This is a genomic window from Mesorhizobium sp. WSM4840, assembly GCF_055811755.1.
Window position 1 is genome coordinate 130,581 of sequence record NZ_JBVVQD010000003.1, and the last position, 21,914, is coordinate 152,494.

Consider the following 21,914-nt stretch of genomic DNA (forward strand, 5'->3'; position numbering starts at 1 on the left):
AAAACGCGTCAAGGCAGAAAATATTAGCACATTAGGATACGATAAAATAGCGACTCGTCTGTGCCCGGGGTAACAGCGGCATGTCTCTGAGACATTTAAATCAAATCTAACCGACTGGAAGCCGTTGGGATAACCCCCCTCCTTATGGGATGGCGTGTGCCATGAGCCAAGAAGGAGAAGGGATGCAACAGGATTCGGGGGGTCGTCTTCATGCGGCATGCACCAACCGAGGCGTCGCGTGCGCTCTGGAAGCGGAGCGTAGAGCCGCTACGGCTTCCCGTGGGAGCAGTTTGCGTGTTTCTCGCAACTGCTGATTTCCTCCTTGGACAGACAATACTTCTTGCGTCAATTGAGCTCTACCATAGGGCCTTCGGCGTGAGGCCGCCAGATATCTGGGATTCGATCTGCCTAAGTGTTACCGCCGGTCTGTTGCTGGTCGCATTCATGACCGCCAGGGGCGCCTACACGGTTAGTGGCATCCTGGACGATCACTGCAGGATCAAAACACTCTTCAGCGGCTGGCTGTTTGTTTTCTTTTCAATTCTCTGGCTCGCCTTTCTCACGAAGACGACGTCGACGTTCTCGCGCGGCTCCTTGACGCTGGCGTTTGCGGTCGGATTCCCAATCCTGCTGCCTGGCCACGCGGTTCTAGCGCGTGGGCTGAAACGGCTTCTGGCGGCTGAGAAACTCGTGTTGCGCACAGTTTATCTGTTTTACTCTGGCGTTCCTGGAAAGGAACAGGGGATAATCGGCAAGCTCAGGCAACAGGGCATCGCGGTTTGTGGTGTTTCGAATATCGAGAACGATGATGGCACGACCGCAGCACGATCGGTGCATGCCGCCGTCGCAGCTGCACAGGCTGCATTCCGTAGTGGCTCGTATGGGACAGTTTATCTCTTTTGCTCTTGGGACCAGCGGAAGTTGATCGAACGCATCCTGGAGGAAATGTCCCGCCTCCCCCTGCCGATCTATCTTTTCGCCGACGCCTATATAGATAGAATTCTGGCTGGATGCCCGCTGCACACCGGCTGGCAGCGGGCCTTCGAAGTCCAGCGTGTGCCTTTGAGGCCTGCCGAACGCCTGCTGAAGCGGTTGTTCGACATTGCTGTTGCATCCCTGCTCCTACTGTTCCTGTGTCCGTTGATGGCCTTGGCCGCATGTGCCATAGCGCTCGAGAGCGGTCGCCCTGTGCTGTTCCGGCAGATGCGACGAGGTTTTGGTGGTAAGCCGTTCAATATTTACAAATTCCGATCGATGACGGTGCAGGAGAACGGTACACAAATTCGCCAGGCTCAGCGTAATGATGCGCGGGTTACCCGACTTGGCCGAATATTGCGCCGGTCAAACATCGACGAGCTGCCGCAATTATTCAACGTGCTTCGGGGGGAGATGTCCCTGGTTGGGCCCCGACCTCACGCCGTCGCTCATGACGATACCTATAGTGTGATCATTGCGAGCTATGCTTATCGCCATCATGTAAAACCCGGTTTGACAGGCTGGGCTCAGATCAATGGCTTTCGAGGGGAAACGAAGGAGCTCTGGAGGATGGAAAAACGCGTTGAGCATGACCTCTGGTATATAAAATCCTGGAGCATGCTTCTCGATCTTAAGATAATTTGGAAAACTGCTTTACTGGTGTTTTCGGATCGCAATGTCTATTGATGTATAGCAGCTTCTCATTGAGCTAAATGGATGTATGTATTTCCATCTTCCGACTGATTGACCGGATAATTTTGATTCTGATGCTTCGGGCGATCCCGCCGCCAGCGAGTACATCGAGCCTCACAATCGGGTTCGCGCCGGTTCAGTCGCCGGACAGTGGCGCATCTCGCAGGCTAAATTTAGCTCAATGCGAAAATCAACGCGACGCGGGGAGATGGTCGGAGCAACACATGACGGAATCTCAGCAAAAAGCCGGGGGCAGTCGGATCTTGCCATTCCACGGTTCAGGACGGACCACGGGCTCATTGCGGCGAACGGAAAGCAGGCTTGCTGGCGGCGCAGCCGCCTTCAACAAGAGAAATTGTGCAGTCCTATGAGCTTCCGCTCGACGGCATCCGGCCCTTGATTTCCTCTAGAATGTTGGTTGCACGTGCGATGCGGCTGTACCTAGACAGAAAGTCTGCCTTCGCCTGCTGACCAATCTGATCCCGAAGCGCCTTGTTTTCGCGCAGGCGCTGAAGAGCTTTGACCCAGTCGGATGGGTTGTCTGGCGACACCAGAACGCTGTTGACGCTATCCCTCAAAACTTTTCGGATAGCTGACAGGTCCGAGGACACTGTGGGTTAGCCATGCGCCATATATTCGAAGAGCTTGAGCGGCGACATTCCCTCAGCGATATTTCGACCGCCGCCCTGGCCCTCTACATCTCTAAGATAGGGCGCGAGTACAACGTCCATTTCGGTCAAGTAGGCACAAATCGCGGCGTGAGGAACGTAGCCATGAAACACTGGTCTAGTTCTTCGCCTTTGAGCCGCAAGTTCGGAGACCACGGGCTTGGGCAGACGCACCCAAGTCGAACAATAAAAGCGCCCTCCGCCGTGGTGGCTCCGTGGGTTGTGATAGTACCACTCTCCGGTTGCCTCACCAAAATCGAGCGCCCTTTTTCGCGAACTGAGGGCAGGGCCCAACGACAGCTTACGCCGCCCTTCACCGGAAAGATTCTGACCACAGCCGTCATCAAAGCCCCAGCCAACCAGCAATAATGTTGCGCTGTATCTCCGAAGTTCCGGAATAGAGTTTGCTGCCGATGGCATCACGCACGGCACGTTCGACGTCGAATTCGCTCAAGAAACCATAGCCGCCGAAGACCTGGACGACATCGAGCGTCGTGCGAACTAGCGATTCGCTCACAAAGAGCTTCGAAACGGCGGCGTCAAGGGATACGGACTGGGAGCGCTCAAGGCCCCACGCCGCCTTGTAGACGAGCAGTCGGGCCGCCTCCACTTGCATCTTCATGTCGGCAATCTTATGGGCGACCGCCTGGTGCTTGGAGATTGCCTGGCCGGACTGACGTCGGGTGCGCGTATAGGCCACTGCCTTTTCCAGAAGCCGCTCCATGGTGCCTACATGACTGGCGAATAGGCACGCCCGCTCCCAGTCCATGCTATGAGCAAACAGCCTGGAGCCGCCGCCTACTCCACCGAGAACAGCGTCCTTCGAAACAAATACGTCCTCGAAGACAAGCTCCCCGATCGGAGACGTCCGCAGTCCCATTTTTTCGAACTTTTGCGCGACCAGATAGCCGGGCAGCGCGCGGTCCACGAGGAAGCTCGTGATGCCGCCGAAATACCCCTTGGCGCGGTCAGTGACAGCAAAGACGACGGCAACATCTGCCACCGGCCCGTTGCTCACGAAGGTCTTCGTGCCGTTGATTAGAAAGCCGTCGCCATGAGGCTCCGCCCGGGTTTGCATCGCAAATGCATCGGAGCCCGACTCCGGTTCGCTCATCGCATTGGCTGCGATCAAAGTGCCATCACAGAGCCCCGGAAGATATCGATTCTTCTGCTCTTCAGTGCCGAATTTCCAAATCGGCACCACGCAGGCCAGAAGGTGGGCGCAGATCGAGAAGACCAAGCCGGAATCCTCGCAGCCGTAGCCAAGCGCGTCGATTGCAATGGCCGTGGACAGGGAATCGAGACCGGGTCCCCCGTAGGCTTGGGGGACTGGCAGGCCGGTCAGGCCCATCTGCGCGCAAGCCCCCCACAACTCGCGCTGGAATACTTGGTCTCGGTCGCGCTGCCTGACATCTTTATTGAGCTTATCTTGCGCGAAGCGAAGGATCTGGCCGCGCAGGATACGCTGCTCCTCGTTCAGCGCGAAATCCACTACTCTATCCTCATCAGATGCTGGTAGTCGATTTTATCTGTCGATGTCTTGGGAAGTAACTGCTGATGCGAGAACCAGTCCGGGGCCATGTAGGCCGGCAAGTTGTGGGCGCAGAACCGCTTCAGCTCGATGAGCGACAGCGCATGGCCGTCGCGCGAGGCATAGAACACCTTTATGGAGACGCCCGACTCTTCCGAGCGAGCGATCGCCGCCACCTCGGAGATCGCTGGATGGCGATAGAGCGCCGTCTCGATCTCGCCGAGTTCGATCCGATATCCCCGTCTCTTCACCATCCGGTCGCGTCGACCGCGGAAGGTGTAGACTCCGCCATCGCCTTCGATCACTACATCGCCGGTACGGTACCAGCGACCGCTTGAATCGACATGAAAAGCGGCGCTTGTTCGCTCAGGCATGTTCCAATAGCCCAGCATCACGGGCGCACCGCTGATTGCGAGCTCGCCTTCCTGGCCTCGCGGCACGTTGCGACCATTCGCATCGATCACGCGTGCCTTAACATGCGAGCAGGCGCGCCCGATCGGAAACGGCGCCGAGCGGTCTTCGGCGATCGTCTGCGGGATTTCGTAGTAGGTACAGACGTTGGTTTCGGTTGGGCCATAGAGATTCAGGTAGCGTGCGCGTGGGACCACGGCCTTTAGCCTGCGCAGATGCTTGACCGGAAAAACCTCGCCGGCAAATAGAATGAACCGAAGAGCGTGGTCGTCGCGAGCATCAAGGCCGCCGTGCTCGACCAGAAGCGTGAGTACGGAGGGCGTGGAATACCAGACGGTCAACCGCCGCTCGGCGATAACCGACGCCATCCGGGTCGGATTCTTGCCGAGCTCCTCACCGATGAGGAATACGGTCGCGCCGTGCTTCAGCGGTACGAAGATGTCGAGGATAGACAGGTCGAAGTGGAAAGGCGCATGGGAGGAGAAGCGGTCATTCTCGTCAGGGGCGAGGATCTCGGAGCACCAATCCACGTAGCTCGAGCCATTACGATGCGTCAGCATCACGCCCTTCGGCTGGCCGGTCGAGCCCGAAGTGTAAAGCACGTAAGCGAGGTTGTCCGGCCCCGGCCGCGCCGATTCGTCCCCCACCGCCAAGCTGCCGGCCTCTACGCGAGCCAGGTACGTCGCGAGCGGCGAGGGACCGTCGGACCAGTCGAGCGGTAAGAGACAAGGTTCCGCAGCCAAGCGCGCCAACTCACAGCGCAAAGTTTCGGCTCGGGAAGCCTCCACGAAAATCGCGCGCACGCCGCAGTCGGTAAATATGAACGCGTTACGCGCAGGCGGTGCCAGAGAGTCGACGGGCACATAGGCCGCGCCCACCTTCAAGATGCCGAACAGAACAGCGAGCGAGGCGATAGACTTTGGAAGGCAAATGCCGACGCGGTCCGCCGGCCGGACGCCGATCCGACGCAGATGGTCGCGGACTTGGTCCGACAGCGCGTCGAGCTCGCCGTAGGTGATCTGCCGCCCAGAGCTCGCCTCGACAGCGGCGCACGTCTGGGGATACCGCCTCGCGCTCTGTTCCAAGTACTCGTGCAAGATAGCGACCGGCATGACGGGCTCTACGTGCACGCCTGCTTCGATTGCACGAAATTGGCAATATGGGCGATGGAGTTCAGGTTCTCCGGCACGAGTTCGTCGGGGGCGATTTCGATGCCGCAGGACTTTTCCAGGTAGGCAACGAGCTTGAGCGTCGCCAGCGAGTCGAGAATGCCGCCAGTTATCAGCTCCGTTGAATCTGTCAGATTCTCCGGCATTTCACCAGGCAGGAATTCCTTCAATATGAAATCCCTGGCCATCGTCCTGATCTGGATCGCGTTCATTGTTCCTCCTTGTGCGGAGCAACCGCAAGGTTCAGGGGAATTAGATCCCGGTGTTGCTGCAGCACCTCGTAAAGCTTGTCGGCGATGAGCCGATGGCCGGCGGCGTTTGGGTGATCGTCCCAAGGTGCTACAAGAAGGGTCCGCCAGTCGTGCCCGTCATACACGTTGGAAAGATCGAGAACGTTGAATCCAGCCTCGGCAGCGAGGCGCCTCTCCAGCTCGGGACTGGTCCTCTCGTCTGGTCTGGGTAGATAGATCCAAAAGACCCCGACACCTTCTCGCTTCGCAGCTTCCACGATTCGAGAATAGATTGCACGCAGAAGTCTCTCTCCGTAGGGCGTGAGCTTTTTTTGAAGCACCTCGCGGTCGGCGCTGGGATCGATCCCGCTCTCGCGTACAATGTCGCTCACGAAGTTGTAGCGATATGCGGAGCCATTCTGGATTGCTGTCGCGAGACGCTTTAGCATTCGTGGAATAAGCGCGGTGTGCTCGAAGTAAAAAATGTACTTTGGTTTGAATGCGAGCACCCGATCCTCGGTGATGGCCAGAACGTCCAGGGGAACATAGCCCCCGACGGCGAAGTTCAGCACCTCGTAATCTCGATACCCGCTGTCGGCCGCCTGCTCATTCAGCCGCCGCTCCAACAGGCCCTCGAAAATCTCTTCATCCGCGACGCCCTCGCCGAAGACGTGCGAAGAGCCGACGGTTGCAATTCGTAGGGTGCCGGGAGCAGGAATCTTTTCGTAGTCCTGATCTCGCATGCCCCAGCGGTTGATATGGACCCGCTTTCCCTTATAGTCTGCTTGGGAGAGTGGGCGCAGATAGATCGAGGGAAGCGCACCCGTAAACTCACTCAGCGGCGTCTTGTGTAAATTGACCCATCCCTCGTCTCGTCGTTGGCCGTAGACAATCCACAGTTCTGGGTTAAAAGCGCTGACATTGACGAGGTTCTCGTAGTAGCCGCGCTCCAGGTTCTCGTTGTCGCGGCTATTGAGGTTCGGCGCTCTAATGTCGGCCATTGCGGTACTCACAGTCTCGCCGAGGCGATCGCGAAACCCGGGGAGCGAGATGCAAACCGCGATCAACCCGCAGACACCGACCGACGCAACCGACCGCCGAAAACTGTATTGGCGGTCGGCGGCGCCCCGCGCGAGCGCAAGGGCAGGAACGCCAATGATAGCTGCTACCGTGAGCAGCACGAGGGCGGGCGTTGTTTTGCCAGGGCCTTCCACACCCACGGTTTCGAAGACCGAGAACCATTGCGGGACCGAGCTCGCGCTCCAAAACGACCAAAGGAGCGAGATGACGACGAACACGCCGATGGTCCGGCCAGCAGTTTGCAGCGCACCGTTCCAGCTTAGTGCCCCGCCACGCAGGCGCCGCGTGCGACCGTGCCGCATTTCATAGTGGGCGTTGATCGTCACAAGCACGGCCAGGATCATCCAGAAGAGGAAGTCGTTCCAGGTGAATACCCAGGTGCCACGTAACCAGAACCACTGATAGTTGTGCAGCAGCCAAGTCGCGAGGAACGCCAGGAGGGTCGCGCTGACCAGCGCTACGCTCTCTCCCCAGCGTCGAAAACGAAAATACAATGGATAGTATACAATTTTCATTATGAAGTCCTTCCAGTATATATTTATTCTACGCCAGAAATCTGTGAAACTTGAGGAAAGAAAGTACAGATTGTGGGTTTCTGGAAGGTTGAATCCAAATAAATGCAAAATCCCGGTGATTATGTGAAAAGTTCCTGAAACCTTCAGATAAAGTAAAAATGGCCATATTATAAATTGCAAAAGTTCAATCTGACTGTGTACATCCGCAGCATCGATCACAAACCTCTGGTACACGATACGGTAGCATATTAAATGGATAGCGCCGCGAAACATCCACTGAACACCTGTTTGATAGATATAATGCCGGTCAGCATTGTAGTAGCTGCTACGGAAAGTTCTAAAATCTACGACCGGAAAGAGCGGGAAGCACACGTTCGGCAACATGAAAAAATACGCGAGACGTTCCGAAACCGTCGCCATCCTCTGGTCACGCCGCATTTCGTACGCATAGACAATGAGACGGAACATGAACATTGAAGCGAGCACGGGCCAGACGGCGCGCGTCCACGGGATCGCAATCCAGTCCATTCGTGCGGCGGCGAGCCCGCAGCCGGCGCCAACCAGCGCCAGCACTCTCCATCCAAAAGCGATCGGTAGGTGGACAATTCCGATCAGCACGAGCCCAATGGCGACCATCCAGGCGGCATCGATGAGGCCCTCAAATCTCCAGTGGTGCCAGTTGGGCCCAAGGTTCGCGAAAACTGCGGCGATAGCCGCGAACGAGAGCAGCACGAAAAACGGCAGCCGGTAACGCTGTGGCAGGAAGTAGTGCACGCACCAGCCGGCGAGGGCAACGAGCAGGACGCGGACAAGCGCAGTACTCTCAAGCCTGAGGAGATAGACCAGCGCGATGAAGAGGGCCATCTCGCCGGCTATGGCGAACCAAGCCAGGATGCTTCTCGACTCAGTCCCCGTAGGATCCGCCGACCAGGGAAGAGACAATGTCTTGATCGAATGCACGCTCGCGCGCCTCAACCAGCTGCCGGCGGACATCGACAAGAAGTAGCTTTGGGGCACGCGAAAGATCCGCAAGCTGCTGGTCCCCCCCTCCCATGGCTCCCATCCCTGACGGGTAAAGCGCCCGGTCCTTAGAGCGTTGCCTTGACTTCTTTGAACGAGTCCGGTTCCGCGCAAACGCAGAAGTACACAAGCGTATCAGAGAAAAATCGCTCCGCTGTGCCCGGGGTAACAGCGACCCGTCTCTAAGACGCATAAATCCAACAAGCTAAATCTGACCGATTGGAAGCCGATTCCGAATGGGATCGATCTGCCCCGCAATCCGCGCCGCGAGCCGAACGCCGATGGCAGCCGACGCTCTATCTGCGTTGTCCCTTAAAGCGTTGCCTCCACTACTTTTTGAACGAGTCCGGTTCCGATCCGATTTCGTTCAAACGCGATAAGGCAGAAGTATTGGTACAAGGTATACCACAAAATAATCACTCCGCTGTGCCCGGGGTAACAGCGGCAGTTCTCTGGGACGTTTACATCCAACAAGTTAGGTCTGATCGACTGGAAGCCGTTGGAATAACCCTCCTTACGGACTGCATGTGTCATGGCCCAAGAAGGACACTTAGGATTCGGGGTTCATCTCCATACGGCATGCACCCACCGAGGCGTGGCATGTCACTCCAATGCAGTAGCACCGATATCGGGACGCATGGACCAAAAGCGCGGCTGGGCATGGGAACGCACCCAACGGATAAATTCAGCGCGATCGGTGCGGCGATATGAAAGTACAGGACGCGGAAGGCAAGATTGACTTGGGGCGTCGACTGCGTATCGCTCATGTCATTACCCGTCTCATCAATGGCGGTGCTGATGAGAATACTGTCCATTCCTGCAATTGGGCCGCGCAAGGGGGGCATGATGTTGCCCTGCTACATGGCGAGACGGTCCTGCCGGAAATCATAGCTAAAGTGGACCCGCGGGTGGAACTCATTGGCGTCCCGGGCCTGACTCGGTCCATTTCGCCTGTCTCCGACATGCGGGCATTGTTGGCGCTCACCCGGAGATTCCGCGCCTTGAATGCCGACATCGTGCATACGCACACCAGCAAGGCAGGCATTCTCGGGCGGCTCGCCGCATGGGCGGCGGGAGTTCCAGCGATCGTTCATGGCGTGCATATCGTGCCTTTTGTCAATGTCGGCGTCGCCGAGCGGTTTACTTATCTCGCCTTGGAAAAGCTGGCAGCGCCAGTCACCAGTGCGTTCATCAGTGTGAGCGAGGGCATCCGCGACTTATGCTTGAGCGCGGGAGTGGGACATCCAGACAAACATTATGTCGTCCATTCCGGATTCGATCTCGATCGTTTTCGCAACGCCGGTCCGCCCGACGGTTGGCGCGATTTGTTGCGCTTGACCCCAGACGCGCCGCGCCCGTCCGTGCTCTTGATGATCGCGGCTTTCGAGCCACGCAAGCGACACACGGAATTTCTGGACGCTTTCAACAAAGTCGCCGTCCGGTTACCCGACGCTGTGCTTGTGCTCGCGGGCGACGGGCCGCTTCGCTCGACCGTGGAATCGCGGGCCAAGCGGCTTGGGCTCGAGCGACAAGTGGTCTTTACCGGTTATCGGGACGACCCCGAGCGGCTGATCGCGCTCGCGGACCTCTGCCTGCTCTGTTCCATGCGGGAGGGATTGCCCCGCGTGGTCATGCAATATCTCGCCGGTGGCAAGCCCTGCGTCGCTTGCGATCTGCCAGGTCTTCGCGAAGTGCTCCGCCCTGGTATCAACGGTGTGATTACACCCGCGGATGATTTGGCAGCGATGGCCGACGCCATTGCCGCCCTCCTGGAGGATCGAGCAAGACTGGCCTGCCTCGCCCAAGGTGCCGCCGCGGCGACGGATCTTTCGAACTGGGACGTCAAGCTGATGGGCAAGCGGACCGATGCCATTTACCGCGAGGCTCTTGACCAGCATCGGGCAAGCACGGGAGTATCAACAACACCTCCTGTCCGAAATGTGGCGCTTCCGCGATGAACGGGTGCAGCCTTGCCGGATTGGTTAGCGGTGCAAACTTTGCCGATTTCGGGGATGAGGTGGAGTGCGTCGATCTGGACGATAAGGGGATCGATGCGCTGAAAGGCAGTGAGATGCCAAAGAGGCATCTTCTTTTTTGCACATGGGACGGGGTTGTAATCTTGGTGGCCGCCTTGGCTCCAGGAACGGTATCCGGCGGATTGATATGATTGAAGCAGAAGTTGCCTCCGCTTATCCGATGAAGACCCCGCGAGCCGAAGCTCTTCCCAGCATACGTGTTCTGCTCGTGCTCCCAACCTATTTTCCTGAGTCATATGGCGGCGGCGAACAACAGGCGCGACGATTTGCTCGGGTGCTGGTTGAAAGCGGCGTTTCCGCGACCATTCTGGCACCCAGACTGTCGCACTCGACCCCGAAACGGTCCGCCATCGACGGGGTGCCTGTCCATCGCCTTCGTTTGCGCGCGGCTCCGTATTTGGGCGGGCGGCATATGCTGTCGTTCCTGTCGTGGTGTGTCCAGGTTTTGATCTGGATGCTGCGCCGTCGCGACGAATTCGATGTCGTACATATCATCCATGCCCGACTTCACGCTGTTCCGGCGGCATTGGCAGGAGCCCTCCTGCGCAAACCGGTTCTCGCAAAATTGGCCCGGGGCGGACGGTGTTTCGATCTCGACGTTGTGCGCGAAAAGAAGATCATCGGTCGCTGGGCGTCCGCCTTGATTAAACGTCACGTCACGGCCTTCATCGCCAATAGCCGCCAAATCGCTGGTGATCTGAAGAGACATGGCATCGGCGCGGATCGCATTCATATGATTCCGAATGGGATCGATCTGCCCCGCAAGCCGCGCCGCGAGCCGAGCGCCGATGGCAGCCAACGCTTTATCTGCCTTGGCCGTCTCGATCCGGAAAAATGCGTCGAGCACATGATCGATGCTTTCGCGGCACTTCCCGCCGACGCAAAGGCGCAACTCACCATCCTGGGCGATGGCCAGTGCCGCGTCCCTCTCGAGGAACAGGCGGTCCGGTTGGGCCTTTCCGGCAAGGTCACATTCGCCGGCGCGGTCGAAGATGTATTTCCCTTGCTGTGGAAGGCTGATTTCTATCTTTCCACCTCGATCTCGGAAGGCATGTCAAACGCCTTGCTCGAGGCCATGAGCTGCGGCGTGGTCCCGATCATCACCGATGTGAGCGGTGCATCCGACATTGTGGAGCATGAGCGCAGCGGCTTTTTGGCTCGCTCGCATGCGGAGTATTACGGACTCCTTCGTCGCGCGCTCGGCCTGTCGGAAGCCGAGCGCGATGAGATGGCGCGGCGCGCAGTCCAAACTATCGCTGTGCGCTTCAGCATGGAGAGCGTCGTCCTGCAGCAAATGGAGCTCTACGCGGCTCTCCTCAAAGAAAAGACATCTTCGCTCCGCGTCCCGGGTATGAACCTCACATGAAGCTCATTCTTCACATCGGCACTCAAAAGACGGGCACCACGGCGCTACAGCAATTCCTGTGCGCGAATGCAAAGAACCTCGGCGAGCACGGCATTCACTATGCCACCTCTCCGCACGAGTTCAATTTCAAGATCAATACGCAGTCGCTGTGCGGATCGGATAAATTCCGGCCTTTCTTTCTACATCATCTGAGAAAGGCTGAACGAGACGGAGCGCACACAATCATCGCAAGTTCAGAAAATCTCTATTCTATGGTCATGCACCTGATGCGCTTTATGGGCAAGACGTCCAGCGCTGATGTCCCGTCGGAACGCAGTCTGATCGAACGTTTGCGCGCGTCAATTCCGGCGGAGGTGGAATGTCATGTATTGTGTTACGTCAGAAGACCTGATCATTATCTCGAGTCGTTGTACAATCAGCACATAAAGCGCGGTGTTCTGTTCACGGGAGACGTCATCGATTTTCTGGACATTATCGAGGATATGCTAGACTATCATCGCTGCCTTTCAATTTGGCGCGAAGTCTTTGGGACAAACGCGTGTTCGGCACGGGTGTACGAGTCGACCCAGCCGAACGTGATCGATGATTTCATGAAGAATGTCGTCGGCATCGACGATATCTCCGCGTTTATATGGCTCTGTCTGCGCGCCAATGAACGCCTGAGTCGGGATGTCTTGGAATACAAGCGCCTCAGGAACGAGCACATTCTTTTTTCTGAACGGGAGCTGGAACGCACGATTTATGGATTGGTCGATCGGAGAGTGACGAGCCCCAATAATAATTACGAATATCTTTCACCCGATGAAAGAGCCAGCCTCCTTTCGAAGTTGCAGCCCAGCATGGAGCGTCTACGCACGGAGTTCTGTCTGCCTAGCTTTCCGGTATTTGATCTCGACGCGGCCAAGGCCGCCTGGCAACCCTATCCGGGACTTTCGTTGGAGAAGAGACGGGAGATCGAACTCCACCACAAGGCCGTTCAAGATCAGATTGGCTTCCGTCTGGAGCGCCTTCTGAAGCGGTGGACCTACTTGACGCGGAGGCGGCTGCCCTTTCTCTCAGGGGTTTTCGACGTCGTACACACCAGCGCAATCCGCAGATTGCTGTTGGAGGCAGCTCGGCGGTTTCAGTGAATGACTGCCATCTCCGTCTCTTGCGGGTAGTCAACGAATGAGTAGCAAGAAAGTTGTCTATACCCGTCTCTTGCCTATTCCCGCCGAAGCAGCAAATACCCTTCATAGCTCGTGTTGGAGGGAGGGAGTGCCAGCATAATGATGGGACAGTTTTGGGCAACCGAGCGTGGACGGGAACATTGAACATAAGGACTTGACGCGAAGGGCGGCCAAGGGGCTCTCGTGGTCGGGAGCCGCATTGCTGGCCCGGATCTTATTGACTCTCCCGGTTACGGCCATTCTCGCGCGTCTGCTTTCCCCCAAAGAGTACGGCATTGTTGGCGCCGCGCTGATCATGGTGGACATCGGCAATGTCATTGCTAATCTGGGCATGTCGCAAGTCGTGGTCCAGCGGGCGGATCTCGACCAGCGCCATATGGGAACCGTGGCATTCCTGTCCCTTTTGATCGCCACAGGCCTCGCTGTCCTTCAATGGGTGTTTGCGGGCGTGATCGCCGATCTTTTTCGCGTGCCGGAGCTCAACATTGTTTCCCGCGTGCTCGCCTTCATTATGTTTGCAAACGCGTTCAACCTTTTGGCCGAGGCGGTTCTATCGCGGAACTTGAAATTCAAAGTTTCCTCGATGGCGAACTTGACGGCATGGACCGTCGCCAACGTCGGCTTGGCTATTCCGCTTGCCTATCTCGGATTGAGCTACTGGGCTCTGGTGATCGCGGCCATGGCCGAGGCAATTTTTCTTTCTGGCATTTACTTGATCACCGCGCGACAATATCTCGCCAAGCCACGCTTCGACCTGCAGTCCTACCGCGAGATCCGCACGCAGAGCCTGGGATTTTCCTTGGCTGGAGTTTTGGCCTTCGGCGGCCAATACATGGACAAGATCATCGTCGCGCGTTTGCTCGGGACCGCGGAGCTTGGCATCTACACGAGGGCGTTCACTCTAATCGCAATGCCGGCGAATCTATTCGGAAACCTGAGTAGAACGGTCGTTTTCCCGTTGCTGTCAAAAGTGCAGACAGACGAGGCCAGGCTGCGCAGCGCCCAGCTGAAGGGCTATGCCTTGACCGCAGCCCTCACCCTACCAACCAGCGCGTTCCTGTGCTGCTTCGCCAAGGAGATCGTACTGACAATGTTCGGCCCTAGATGGGTGGACGCAGTGGTTCCGATTGCCGTATTTTCCGCGGCAATGTATTTCCGGGTCGCATTTAAATTATGCGGCGCCGTTATGCTCGCCACAGGCAGTGGCTACCGCAGCGCGTCCATGCAGATTTTCCATGCGGCGCTTGTCACATCATTCGTATTTTTAGCGGCGCCTTACGGAGTCAGTGCGGCAGCGGCGGCGGTGTCGGGTGCCATTCTAGTGACTTTCGTCCTTTATTCCTTCATTAGCTGCCGCATGACCGGATTGCCATTCGTGGATTTCGTGCTCGTCCATATCCCGCCAATTGTCTTCGCTGCCGTCATCTACGCTGCCGGTTCTGCGATCAGGATGCTGTTCGCCGGCTCGCCGTATTATCTTGTGCTGGCGATCGGGGCTTTTATGATAGGCACGCTATCTGCCGTTACTCTCTATTTGAGAGCTTCGCTTCTGTTCGGGAAATGCGGAGTGGAAGTCCTGCAAGCCGTAACGTCCAAGAAAGCAGCATGGCTCAATTGGATTCCACGCTGACTTACGACCGAATACCACCCTTCACGGTGATTCTAACTGTCGTGCTGTAAATCAGCAGGAGCGCGCGCGGTGACCGCCGTATGAAACCTTCCCGTCCGACATGCCTTTAAGAAAGCCGCAGCTTTACGAAGCGCCGAGTCCTTCGGAAAGAGCGCACCGAGCCTTCCACCTTCAGAACCCGGAAGCATGCGGGCCGCAGTCACCTCAAAGCCAAGCACCGTAAACAGATTGCCCAAGGTGAGCGGGGTCCACGAATGAAGATGCATGTGGGGATTGTTTGACCATGAGCGATGCTGCGGAGCAATGATCGGCATCTCGCACGGTACGAATACCTTCATCTCGCCAGAGGGCTTTAGGACGCGCAACATTTCTCGGAGCACCGTCGAAGGGCTGTCGACATGCTCGAGAGCGTGATAGCTGATAATTTTGTCTATCGTGCTGGACGGGATATCCGCAAGTGAGCCAACAACAAGGTCCAAATGTGCAGACGCCTGCTTAGCAGCGGTCTCGTTGATCTCCACGCCAATTCGCTTCACCGCTGGCAAGCACGAGAGGATACCGCCTGTCCCACAGCCGAAATCCAGAACGACATCCGTATGGCTGCTGAAATCCTCAAAAAGCCTTGCTCTAGATTTCTGTACGGTATCGGTTCGGCTACTGCCCCGCTGCTCAAAATATTGCGCGCCTTTTGGACCTGTATAGAGCGTATCGGATCTTGAATGCATCTACCAACACTCCAACGATCAATAGCATACAGTGAACTGGCTGGTGGTCCAAGCGCCCTCCGGGCAGGCCTCGCGAAAGCGCGCTCTCTAGCGCGCAGAATAACGGCCGCTCTGTTCCGGACCGGGATGATAACCGAGATGTTCATGCTGTTCCAGTCCCACTATCCGCCCGAGACGGAGCCACGCTTGCGGCCCTTTGCCCTGCGGTAGTAGGTGGAGTACCGCGGATGGATGGAGCGACCCCAGTTGCTCTTGCAGCGCCGGCTTCAGCATGTCTTCAACCAAATTGACGTGGGACTAATCCACCGCCCGGAAGTGGCCGTCGAGGAGCCGATGTTCAGGCAGAGGTTCACTGCTTCGCTCGGAATCGAAGCCAAGATCGCCTGAGTGTGCTTGGCTTCATTCGGATGCATCGGCGAGCATTCCCCATGCGCTAGTTACAGTGTGCGACGCCTGTTGCCACAGGCCATCATCGCTATCACCGTTCGCATCGTTCGGTTGCTCAACCTTCTGCGCGTTCAGGGGCCGGGCTGCTCCACCGAACCTCGTACAAGGACTCCATGACGCCTGAGGCATATGTGTTGAAATCCTTCAGGTCGTCGCTCGTCAGTCGCTCCATCGCAGCAGCATTAATGTTCTCAGCCAGGAGTGACGCCCAGTAGCTTTTATCCACTAAGCGCATGGTGCGACTGGCAGACGCCGCGGCTTCCTGGCCGGGCCCATAACCCTTCGGGTTGTGAATATAAGCGTCCTCACGCGGCCGCGGCAGCGCCAAATGCGCATACAAACGATCCAGAAAGCGGAGAGGGTCGGCAACCATGTCCTCGAACCTGACAAGCAGGTAGTTGTCTCTGGCAGCCTGTTCGGCAAGCATCTTGCCGGCAACCTGACTGTAGACTCGTCCCGCCATCATGGCCGGTACCCCTCGGCGGTTCCATGAATCGCAAAGGCCGTAGCCGTTCCTCACCAGCCCGACGAAGATCGTCTCTTCGAACTGCTTCTCGATTTCAGAGTTCAGGAAGATGTCGTACTCAGTCACCTTGAAGAGGACGTGGCGCGCGAGCGCGAGATCGAGCCCCCTTTCCTTCCGCAGCTGGTAGTCAGCGGCGATCGACGCTTGGATGCTTCTTTCCAGACGCTTCTGAAATCGCTTCGCGTAGAACACTGACCTGGAGGCAAGCTTGCCCGCCCGGACTCCCAGACGCCGATAGACCTTTGGAGGAAGATTCCAGCCGCCGTTGTAGTAGAACTGCCAAAACTCATCGAAGGTCATGAGGACGCCGGGCGAAGAGCCGATCATATTCGCCAGAATGTTCGACCCGCCGCGGCCGAAGGAATTTATGACAATGGCTCGATCCATTCTGGGGTCCAGGGATTGCGGTTCGGTGCGCTATTGACCTGTCTGAGTGTATTGGGCGATAGTATTTCCTAGCCCTCGCGTCGTAAAGGCTCGTGTCACTGTACGCGTAGCGCGCGTGTTTTTGGTTGTCGACCATCGTCAGGAGCGCGCCCGCTTCATCGCCGCGTGCCGGACAGCACTGCAAGCGCTACTCGTACCACACGAAAACGCATGGGAAATCCGATTTCTGAAAGGAGGTACTAGGACGGGCGAAGTTCATCACATTGAACTCGCGGGAGACGACCTGACCAAGTGGGTTCCGGCGCGCGGATAGATCTTCGGAGCAAGCTAAGCGCCTTGTAGCAGAATTGCCAGAACTTGTCTGCGGCCATCTTACGTCGAGAGAGAGGCAGCGATCATGTTGACCCGTATGTTCGAGCCGCCTCGACCGAACGAATGACGATAACGGCTCGTTCTATAGTATCTCGATGCTCGCAGACACTCCGTTTCGAAGGATTCTGTTGCCCATCGGCGCGCCGCAGGGCGTCATTGAAAAGCCAAACTAAGCGGCGAATTGTTTTTGCGAGGAGAAGCGCAATAATCGGTAACGGGCGTCGTGGTGCAGCCTTAGCTCGAAACCAGCGGATATTGGCGCGATGTGAGATAGGTAAGGCACACGATAATGACCAACCGCATTTCTCGCCGGGATCTGGCGCTGGCCGCATGCGCCGCCCTTGTGCTGACGGCATCCGGTCGCCCAGGACGGGACGCTCGGGCCGCCGGCCCGGCGGAAGGCTCGCTGCCGGAAGCTGACTCCTGGCGTCCTGGTCTGTTCCCGGAAATGATTGTGAAATCCTGGTTTCAGGAGGATCTGGCCGAAGGCGAAATCTCCTCGTGGCAATCCGGCGGCGTGAAGCCGGTGGCTGCGGTGCAAGCCGAGCCCTCCCTGCGCCCAACAAAGCTTCCGAATAACGGCGGCGTCCTCTTCAAGAAGGGCACGAAACAGGCGTTGACCTGGCCAGTCGATAAGGATGCCCCCTATCTCCACCGGTGGTGGCTCGTGATCGCCCGGTGCCATTCGGTGAACAACACCGGTGCGGATAACGTTTCCGTTGTTTGCGTCAATGGCGCGGAGGGTGGCCCGGTGCATCGCCAGCCCCAGGTCTGTTTCAAGCCCTCGGCCGGCACATTCGTTTCGCGGCTCCATGACGGCAAGCTCAAGAGCGAGGAAGGGCAGTACTCGACCGATTTTGACGACTGGAATGTCATGGTCGGGTACCGCCGCGGATTCGTGATGCAGGCTGTGGTGAATGGGGTCAAGACGGCCGGCCAGGCGATTCATGCATTGAAACCCAACCTGATGAAATCGCAGAGCTTCATGGGCGATGTGAATAAGCCGATGAGGGCCGATGTCGCGATCGACTGCATCATCATCGGACTAAGCGAACTCAATGATGCGCAGATCGACAAGCTCGTGGGTTGGGCCATGTGGCGCGCCGGCAGGCAAGCCGACCTGCCCGACGATCATCCCAATAGAAAGAGCCCGCCTTCGGCGGTGGATGCCAGCGACAATCCCGCGCGCTATGCCTTCGATTCGCAGGCTTGGGCAAGTTGGGCGGCGGTTGATACAAGGACGAACCAAGCCCATCGCGGTCAGGCGGCGCCCGATATCAGCCGCTATACGACGGTGTTCTTCGACGATTTCGAGACCAACACCATTGTCGACGATCTGACAGGCGCACAGAGCAGCGGCTGGTTCGCGCCGACGCACCTCACCAATATCGGCGGGGATGCGAAGGCACAGCGGATTTCCGGGACGCCGTCTTCATACATTCACGATGCCGAGAGCCACACGCTGTCGCTCCGTCTCGTCCACAACAAGGTTTGGAGGACCGGAGCGTTTTCTTCGGTCAACAACAACGGCCAAGGTCGGTGGTGGGGAAAAGGAATATTCGAGATCCGCGCCAAGTTCCCCAAGCTTTCCGCGCCGCGCCCGGGCTTCTTTCCTGCCTTCTGGGCCTATGGCAAGGAGCACCTGTTTTGGCGGACGCGGAATCGTCTGGAAACTGACTTTTGGGAATATGGGGCGGAGGACGGAACGTGGATCAATATCAGCCAGCATGTGCATAAGCCGGCGCTTGCCTATCTCGATCCCCAAATCGCCGCTGCTGACGTGCGCAGGAAGATCGCCGGCTACCCGATCGACCAATCAAACGGCTTCCCCAACGCGATAGACATATATGACGGCGAGTTTCATACGTGGTACGCCCAGATCGAAGATAATTACACATACTTCGTAATTGATGGCTATGAAGTGGCACGTTGCCCGACGACGCCGGAGCTTGCCGCGCAAAAATACATCATGGTCGATTTGGGCTTTCGATCCGGCAGGGGCGGAGTCTTGCCGGATCCATCCGAAACTTACGACATGGCCATAGACTATATTCGGGTCCGCCAGAAGGAGTCGGATCTTGCGGAGGTGCCTGCAGGCTTCACGCGATTGCCAGAGCTTTCCGGCTCTGCCTCAATCGGAAGCACGCTGAGCGTACAGCCGAATGTGCCAGCGTCGCATCTGGAGTACCTTTGGTATCGTGACGGAGTTCCCATCATCGGCGAAACTGCTGCAACATACAAGCTCAATGCGAGGGATGCTGGGCACAGGATCCGGTGCCAAGTGCGTGCGCTCTCTTTGCTTGATCAGCCGGAAGCCTGGACAGCCGAAGCGGACGTCGTAGAGAGGTAATCGTGCAAATGAGCTTTCGCGGCTTGACTATGGCATCATCTGCCCGAGCAAAAAGGACAGCCCCGGGAGAAACATATGAGTCCGTCCGCCTATGATCGCTTGACGGTGAATAGCCCCAACCCGGCTGCACGGTTTGCGCAGAGAAGCCGGCATGAAAGGGGTATCCGACTTGTGAAGCAACATCTCTCTCCAAGCAGCGCTATCCTCGACTACGGATCCAACAATGGCGACTTTCTTAACACGCTGGCCGGCGGGGGCTGGACAGGACCGCTTTACGGCTATGATCCCTATGTGACGCCAAAAGCCCCATCGTTCACGCCGGTAGGGAGCCTGGGAGAGATACCTGATGAGGTACTAGACGCGGTGCTGGCCTTTGAAACCCTCGAGCATGTCGACGACCACGTATTAGAGGAGTTCATCTCGTTCTGTGAGCGCTCTCTTCGGGCTGGTGGAGTTCTGATCATCTCCGTGCCCATCATGGTTGGGCCTATTCTCTTGCTCAAGTACCCCAACGCCGTTTTCATAAACAAGTCGCGATGGCGATACAGCGCCTGGGAGCTATTCCGTGCGGCAATTCTCTGGCAACAGGTCCCACGGAGCAAGTCCGGCGCCTATCTCGATCACAAGGGGTTTGACTACAGGGTGCTTCGACAGAGACTCGCCTGCCGCTTCGCCCCGATCTCGATCGGATATTCTCCATTTCCGGGCTTGGGCCCGCCCCTAAACTCTCAGGCTTTTATGTGCTTCCGGGCGATGAGCACGAGCGATCCTATCTGAGGTGAGATTGGAACCACCGCCACGGATATGTCCCTTGCTTTTCTCAAAGGCTTTCTGCGGACTGAATGGAGTGCACTGAGTCCTGCGCGGACCCATCCCCCTTGATGTCCCGCCGAAATTCAGCGCATTGCCGGTCTTCTTGGGCGAGGCTTCACCAGTCCAAGAACTGACTGTCGTATCGAACGTGATTGCGTCGCAATAGAGTGTCTCTGGTATCGCGACGGCGTTCCGATCGTGGACGAAACCGGCACAAGCTATGAGCTCAGTTCGCGGGATACCGGGCATAAGATTCGCTGCCATGTTCGCGCGGTCTCTGTGCTCAACCAGCCAGAAGCCTGGACACCGGAGAGCGAGACCGTCGGCTAGGCCGCATCGACCGCCTGCCGGACCCGGCCGGAGGTGCTTAGATGAACATCCGCTTCGGTGGAGCCGATTTGGGGCATATGATACCGATCAAAGCCAGTATGGCTTTACCTCCAATCGCATGAAGCCAACATACTTCCGATTAAATTCAAGGACTGCGTATGGAGCGCGGATCGTCTGGATAAAATCACGAAAGAACCAGTTGTCTTGTATGTCATCCATCACAATGATGGATCCGACTCTCAAGCGCGGCAATACGAGGCGCATGGCTAACTGACGCCCCACATAGGATTTATCGGAATCGTAGTGGAAAAGGTCGATCTCCGTAATCTGGCTCACGATGTCAGGAAGGTTTTTCCGGTCTCCTTCCTTATACAAGCGCCAATTCCTCTTTAGCTCGTCGTCGACCAGCCAGCCGATGTACTTTTCAGAATTCGCCAAGCGAAAATAGGGTAAATCGCTTGAGAAAAGCGTGCCGTTATCGCCGTTCGTCTCCAATGCCTTGAGGATGGTTCTGGATGAGAAACCGGCAGCCACGCCAGTCTCCACAACAATCTTCGGTTGATAATGCCGCACCAAAAAGTAGAGCAGAGGATAATGGCCACCGCCACCAAGGGTGATCTCTGCCGAGGCTAGCCGGTTGTGTGCGATCCCTCTGAACTCGGATGCATACGTTGTCGTCTCCAGCCAAAGAGCTGGATCCATCTTTTCGCAGAATTGCTCCCAGTGCTGGGCGCTAGCCGCACACCATGCCTTAACATCACCATGATCGGCATCTCGCATTCGGGGATCGGTTACGCGACGAGCGAGCTTCCGCATCATCTCTGATGCAACGCGTGGATTTGCTAAATGCCGAATAGCGCTCAACAAGGTTCGCATGGGATCCCGATACGCTATTTCCTAGGCTCCGTCATTGTGGGGCTTAGGCGGCACGATCTTTCTTAGCGTGCGCGTGAATGCCTCGCCCTTTCGTCAGCGCCAAGCTTCCGAGCGGTCTCCTTGAACCGCTTGGATCGCTCAGACTTGATCATCCTCCGCTTCGGCGGCGGCTTTCGCTTCGGCCCTTCGGCCATATAAGCTCGGACCCTCAATCAGTCGTTCGATAGGTGAGACGCTTGCCGACATCGCCCTTCAGCGCCCGCTCTGTTCGCGTCGCGTCGTTCACCCCCAACGACTGGCGGGCATTGTACCTGAATCGAACTCGGCGAGATAGTGGTTCAGATGCTTCTCGGAGCAGTGTGCTAGTACACGCCTACCAAGCCGCGCTTGAAGACGCTGAAGACGCCTTCGACGGTGTCGGTATGGACGACGCGCGCTGGCCGAGTGCTTGAGGGTGTGATACTCGGCGAAGATCTGATCGGCGTCGCCGTACAGCCGACTTTGTCGGTATGGAGGTAGGTCTCGCGCTCGACATTGTCAGTCACGATCTTGGTCACAGCGGCCTTGGTCGCCACGATCGACGTGGAAGATCCGA

The 21,914-nt window shown here is 57.3% G+C and carries 14 protein-coding genes and 1 pseudogene; 7 read left to right on the forward strand and 8 right to left on the reverse strand.

Annotation, left to right across the window (positions count from 1 at the left end; translation table 11 throughout):
• The first annotated feature begins 294 nt into the window (after positions 1–294).
• Complete coding sequence (locus tag AC0L3I_RS06280) at positions 295–1,662, forward strand: exopolysaccharide biosynthesis polyprenyl glycosylphosphotransferase (RefSeq protein WP_473526320.1); 1,368 nt, start codon at positions 295–297, stop codon at positions 1,660–1,662.
• A 1,017-nt stretch (positions 1,663–2,679) separates the two neighbouring features.
• On the opposite strand, the gene AC0L3I_RS06285 is transcribed toward AC0L3I_RS06280, so the two are convergent.
• From AC0L3I_RS06285 to AC0L3I_RS06300, 4 genes are read right to left on the reverse strand one after another with little or no spacing between them, the layout of a single operon-like run.
• Complete coding sequence (locus tag AC0L3I_RS06285) at positions 2,680–3,828, reverse strand: acyl-CoA dehydrogenase family protein (protein ID WP_473526321.1); 1,149 nt, start codon at positions 3,826–3,828, stop codon at positions 2,680–2,682.
• Entirely contained in the window at positions 3,828–5,390 is a 1,563-nt protein-coding gene (locus AC0L3I_RS06290; protein ID WP_473526322.1) for an amino acid adenylation domain-containing protein, read from the reverse strand. Before AC0L3I_RS06290 ends, AC0L3I_RS06285 begins: the two co-directional genes overlap by 1 nt.
• Before the next feature lie 8 nt (positions 5,391–5,398).
• Positions 5,399–5,659 (reverse strand): acyl carrier protein, encoded by a 261-nt coding sequence (locus tag AC0L3I_RS06295; protein ID WP_258118594.1) that lies wholly within the window; start codon positions 5,657–5,659, stop codon positions 5,399–5,401.
• Positions 5,656–8,232 carry an SGNH/GDSL hydrolase family protein gene (locus AC0L3I_RS06300; protein WP_473526323.1) on the reverse strand — a complete coding sequence of 859 codons (2,577 nt, stop codon included), beginning with the start codon at positions 8,230–8,232 and terminating at the stop codon, positions 5,656–5,658. Before AC0L3I_RS06300 ends, AC0L3I_RS06295 begins: the two co-directional genes overlap by 4 nt.
• A 767-nt stretch (positions 8,233–8,999) precedes the next feature.
• On the opposite strand from AC0L3I_RS06300, the gene AC0L3I_RS06305 reads away from it, so the two are divergent.
• From AC0L3I_RS06305 to AC0L3I_RS06320, 4 genes are all read left to right on the forward strand, one after another.
• Positions 9,000–10,250, forward strand: a complete 1,251-nt coding sequence (locus AC0L3I_RS06305; RefSeq protein ID WP_473526324.1) for a glycosyltransferase — start codon at positions 9,000–9,002, stop codon at positions 10,248–10,250.
• Between the two features lie 205 nt (positions 10,251–10,455).
• Positions 10,456–11,694: a glycosyltransferase gene (locus AC0L3I_RS06310; RefSeq protein ID WP_473526325.1), complete on the forward strand. Its 1,239-nt coding sequence runs from the start codon at positions 10,456–10,458 to the stop codon at positions 11,692–11,694.
• On the forward strand, positions 11,691–12,824 hold the full coding sequence (locus AC0L3I_RS06315; RefSeq protein ID WP_473526326.1) for a hypothetical protein: 1,134 nt from the start codon (positions 11,691–11,693) through the stop codon (positions 12,822–12,824). The genes AC0L3I_RS06310 and AC0L3I_RS06315 overlap by 4 nt, the downstream gene beginning before the upstream one ends.
• Positions 12,825–12,990: 166 nt before the next feature.
• Positions 12,991–14,493: a lipopolysaccharide biosynthesis protein gene (locus AC0L3I_RS06320; protein WP_473526327.1), complete on the forward strand. Its 1,503-nt coding sequence runs from the start codon at positions 12,991–12,993 to the stop codon at positions 14,491–14,493.
• A gap of 32 nt (positions 14,494–14,525) precedes the next feature.
• On the opposite strand, the gene AC0L3I_RS06325 is transcribed toward AC0L3I_RS06320, so the two are convergent.
• Both AC0L3I_RS06325 and AC0L3I_RS06330 read right to left on the reverse strand, forming a co-directional pair.
• Positions 14,526–15,218, reverse strand: a complete 693-nt coding sequence (locus AC0L3I_RS06325) for a class I SAM-dependent methyltransferase (protein WP_473526328.1) — start codon at positions 15,216–15,218, stop codon at positions 14,526–14,528.
• A gap of 502 nt (positions 15,219–15,720) precedes the next feature.
• Positions 15,721–16,578, reverse strand: coding sequence for a hypothetical protein (locus tag AC0L3I_RS06330; protein WP_473526329.1), 858 nt, complete (start codon positions 16,576–16,578; stop codon positions 15,721–15,723).
• A 661-nt stretch (positions 16,579–17,239) separates the two neighbouring features.
• On the opposite strand from AC0L3I_RS06330, the gene AC0L3I_RS06335 reads away from it, so the two are divergent.
• Entirely contained in the window at positions 17,240–19,300 is a 2,061-nt protein-coding gene (locus AC0L3I_RS06335) for a hypothetical protein (protein ID WP_473526330.1), read from the forward strand.
• A gap of 75 nt (positions 19,301–19,375) precedes the next feature.
• A complete protein-coding gene (locus tag AC0L3I_RS06340) occupies positions 19,376–20,077 on the forward strand; it encodes a class I SAM-dependent methyltransferase (protein WP_473526331.1) in 702 nt (233 codons plus the stop codon).
• Between the two features lie 453 nt (positions 20,078–20,530).
• Here the strand turns inward: AC0L3I_RS06340 and AC0L3I_RS06345 are convergent, their stop codons facing one another.
• Positions 20,531–21,223 carry an O-methyltransferase gene (locus AC0L3I_RS06345; RefSeq protein ID WP_473526332.1) on the reverse strand — a complete coding sequence of 231 codons (693 nt, stop codon included), beginning with the start codon at positions 21,221–21,223 and terminating at the stop codon, positions 20,531–20,533.
• Positions 21,224–21,527: 304 nt separating this feature from the next.
• Positions 21,528–21,750: pseudogene (locus AC0L3I_RS06350) on the reverse strand (transposase); the annotation flags it as partial.
• Positions 21,751–21,914 lie beyond the last annotated feature (164 nt).

Excerpts from the sequence above, each read along its gene's own strand:
- AC0L3I_RS06290 (WP_473526322.1), bottom strand. The coding sequence starts at position 5,390 with ATGCCGGTCGCTATCTTGCACGAGTACTTGGAACAGAGCGCGAGGCGG.
- AC0L3I_RS06330 (WP_473526329.1), bottom strand. The coding sequence starts at position 16,578 with ATGGATCGAGCCATTGTCATAAATTCCTTCGGCCGCGGCGGGTCGAAC.
- AC0L3I_RS06340 (WP_473526331.1), top strand. The coding sequence starts at position 19,376 with ATGAGTCCGTCCGCCTATGATCGCTTGACGGTGAATAGCCCCAACCCG.
- AC0L3I_RS06335 (WP_473526330.1), top strand. The coding sequence starts at position 17,240 with ATGACCAACCGCATTTCTCGCCGGGATCTGGCGCTGGCCGCATGCGCC.
- AC0L3I_RS06325 (WP_473526328.1), bottom strand. The coding sequence starts at position 15,218 with ATGCATTCAAGATCCGATACGCTCTATACAGGTCCAAAAGGCGCGCAA.
- AC0L3I_RS06310 (WP_473526325.1), top strand. The coding sequence starts at position 10,456 with ATGATTGAAGCAGAAGTTGCCTCCGCTTATCCGATGAAGACCCCGCGA.
- AC0L3I_RS06295 (WP_258118594.1), bottom strand. The coding sequence starts at position 5,659 with ATGAACGCGATCCAGATCAGGACGATGGCCAGGGATTTCATATTGAAG.
- AC0L3I_RS06345 (WP_473526332.1), bottom strand. The coding sequence starts at position 21,223 with ATGCGAGATGCCGATCATGGTGATGTTAAGGCATGGTGTGCGGCTAGC.
- AC0L3I_RS06315 (WP_473526326.1), top strand. The coding sequence starts at position 11,691 with ATGAAGCTCATTCTTCACATCGGCACTCAAAAGACGGGCACCACGGCG.
- AC0L3I_RS06305 (WP_473526324.1), top strand. The coding sequence starts at position 9,000 with ATGAAAGTACAGGACGCGGAAGGCAAGATTGACTTGGGGCGTCGACTG.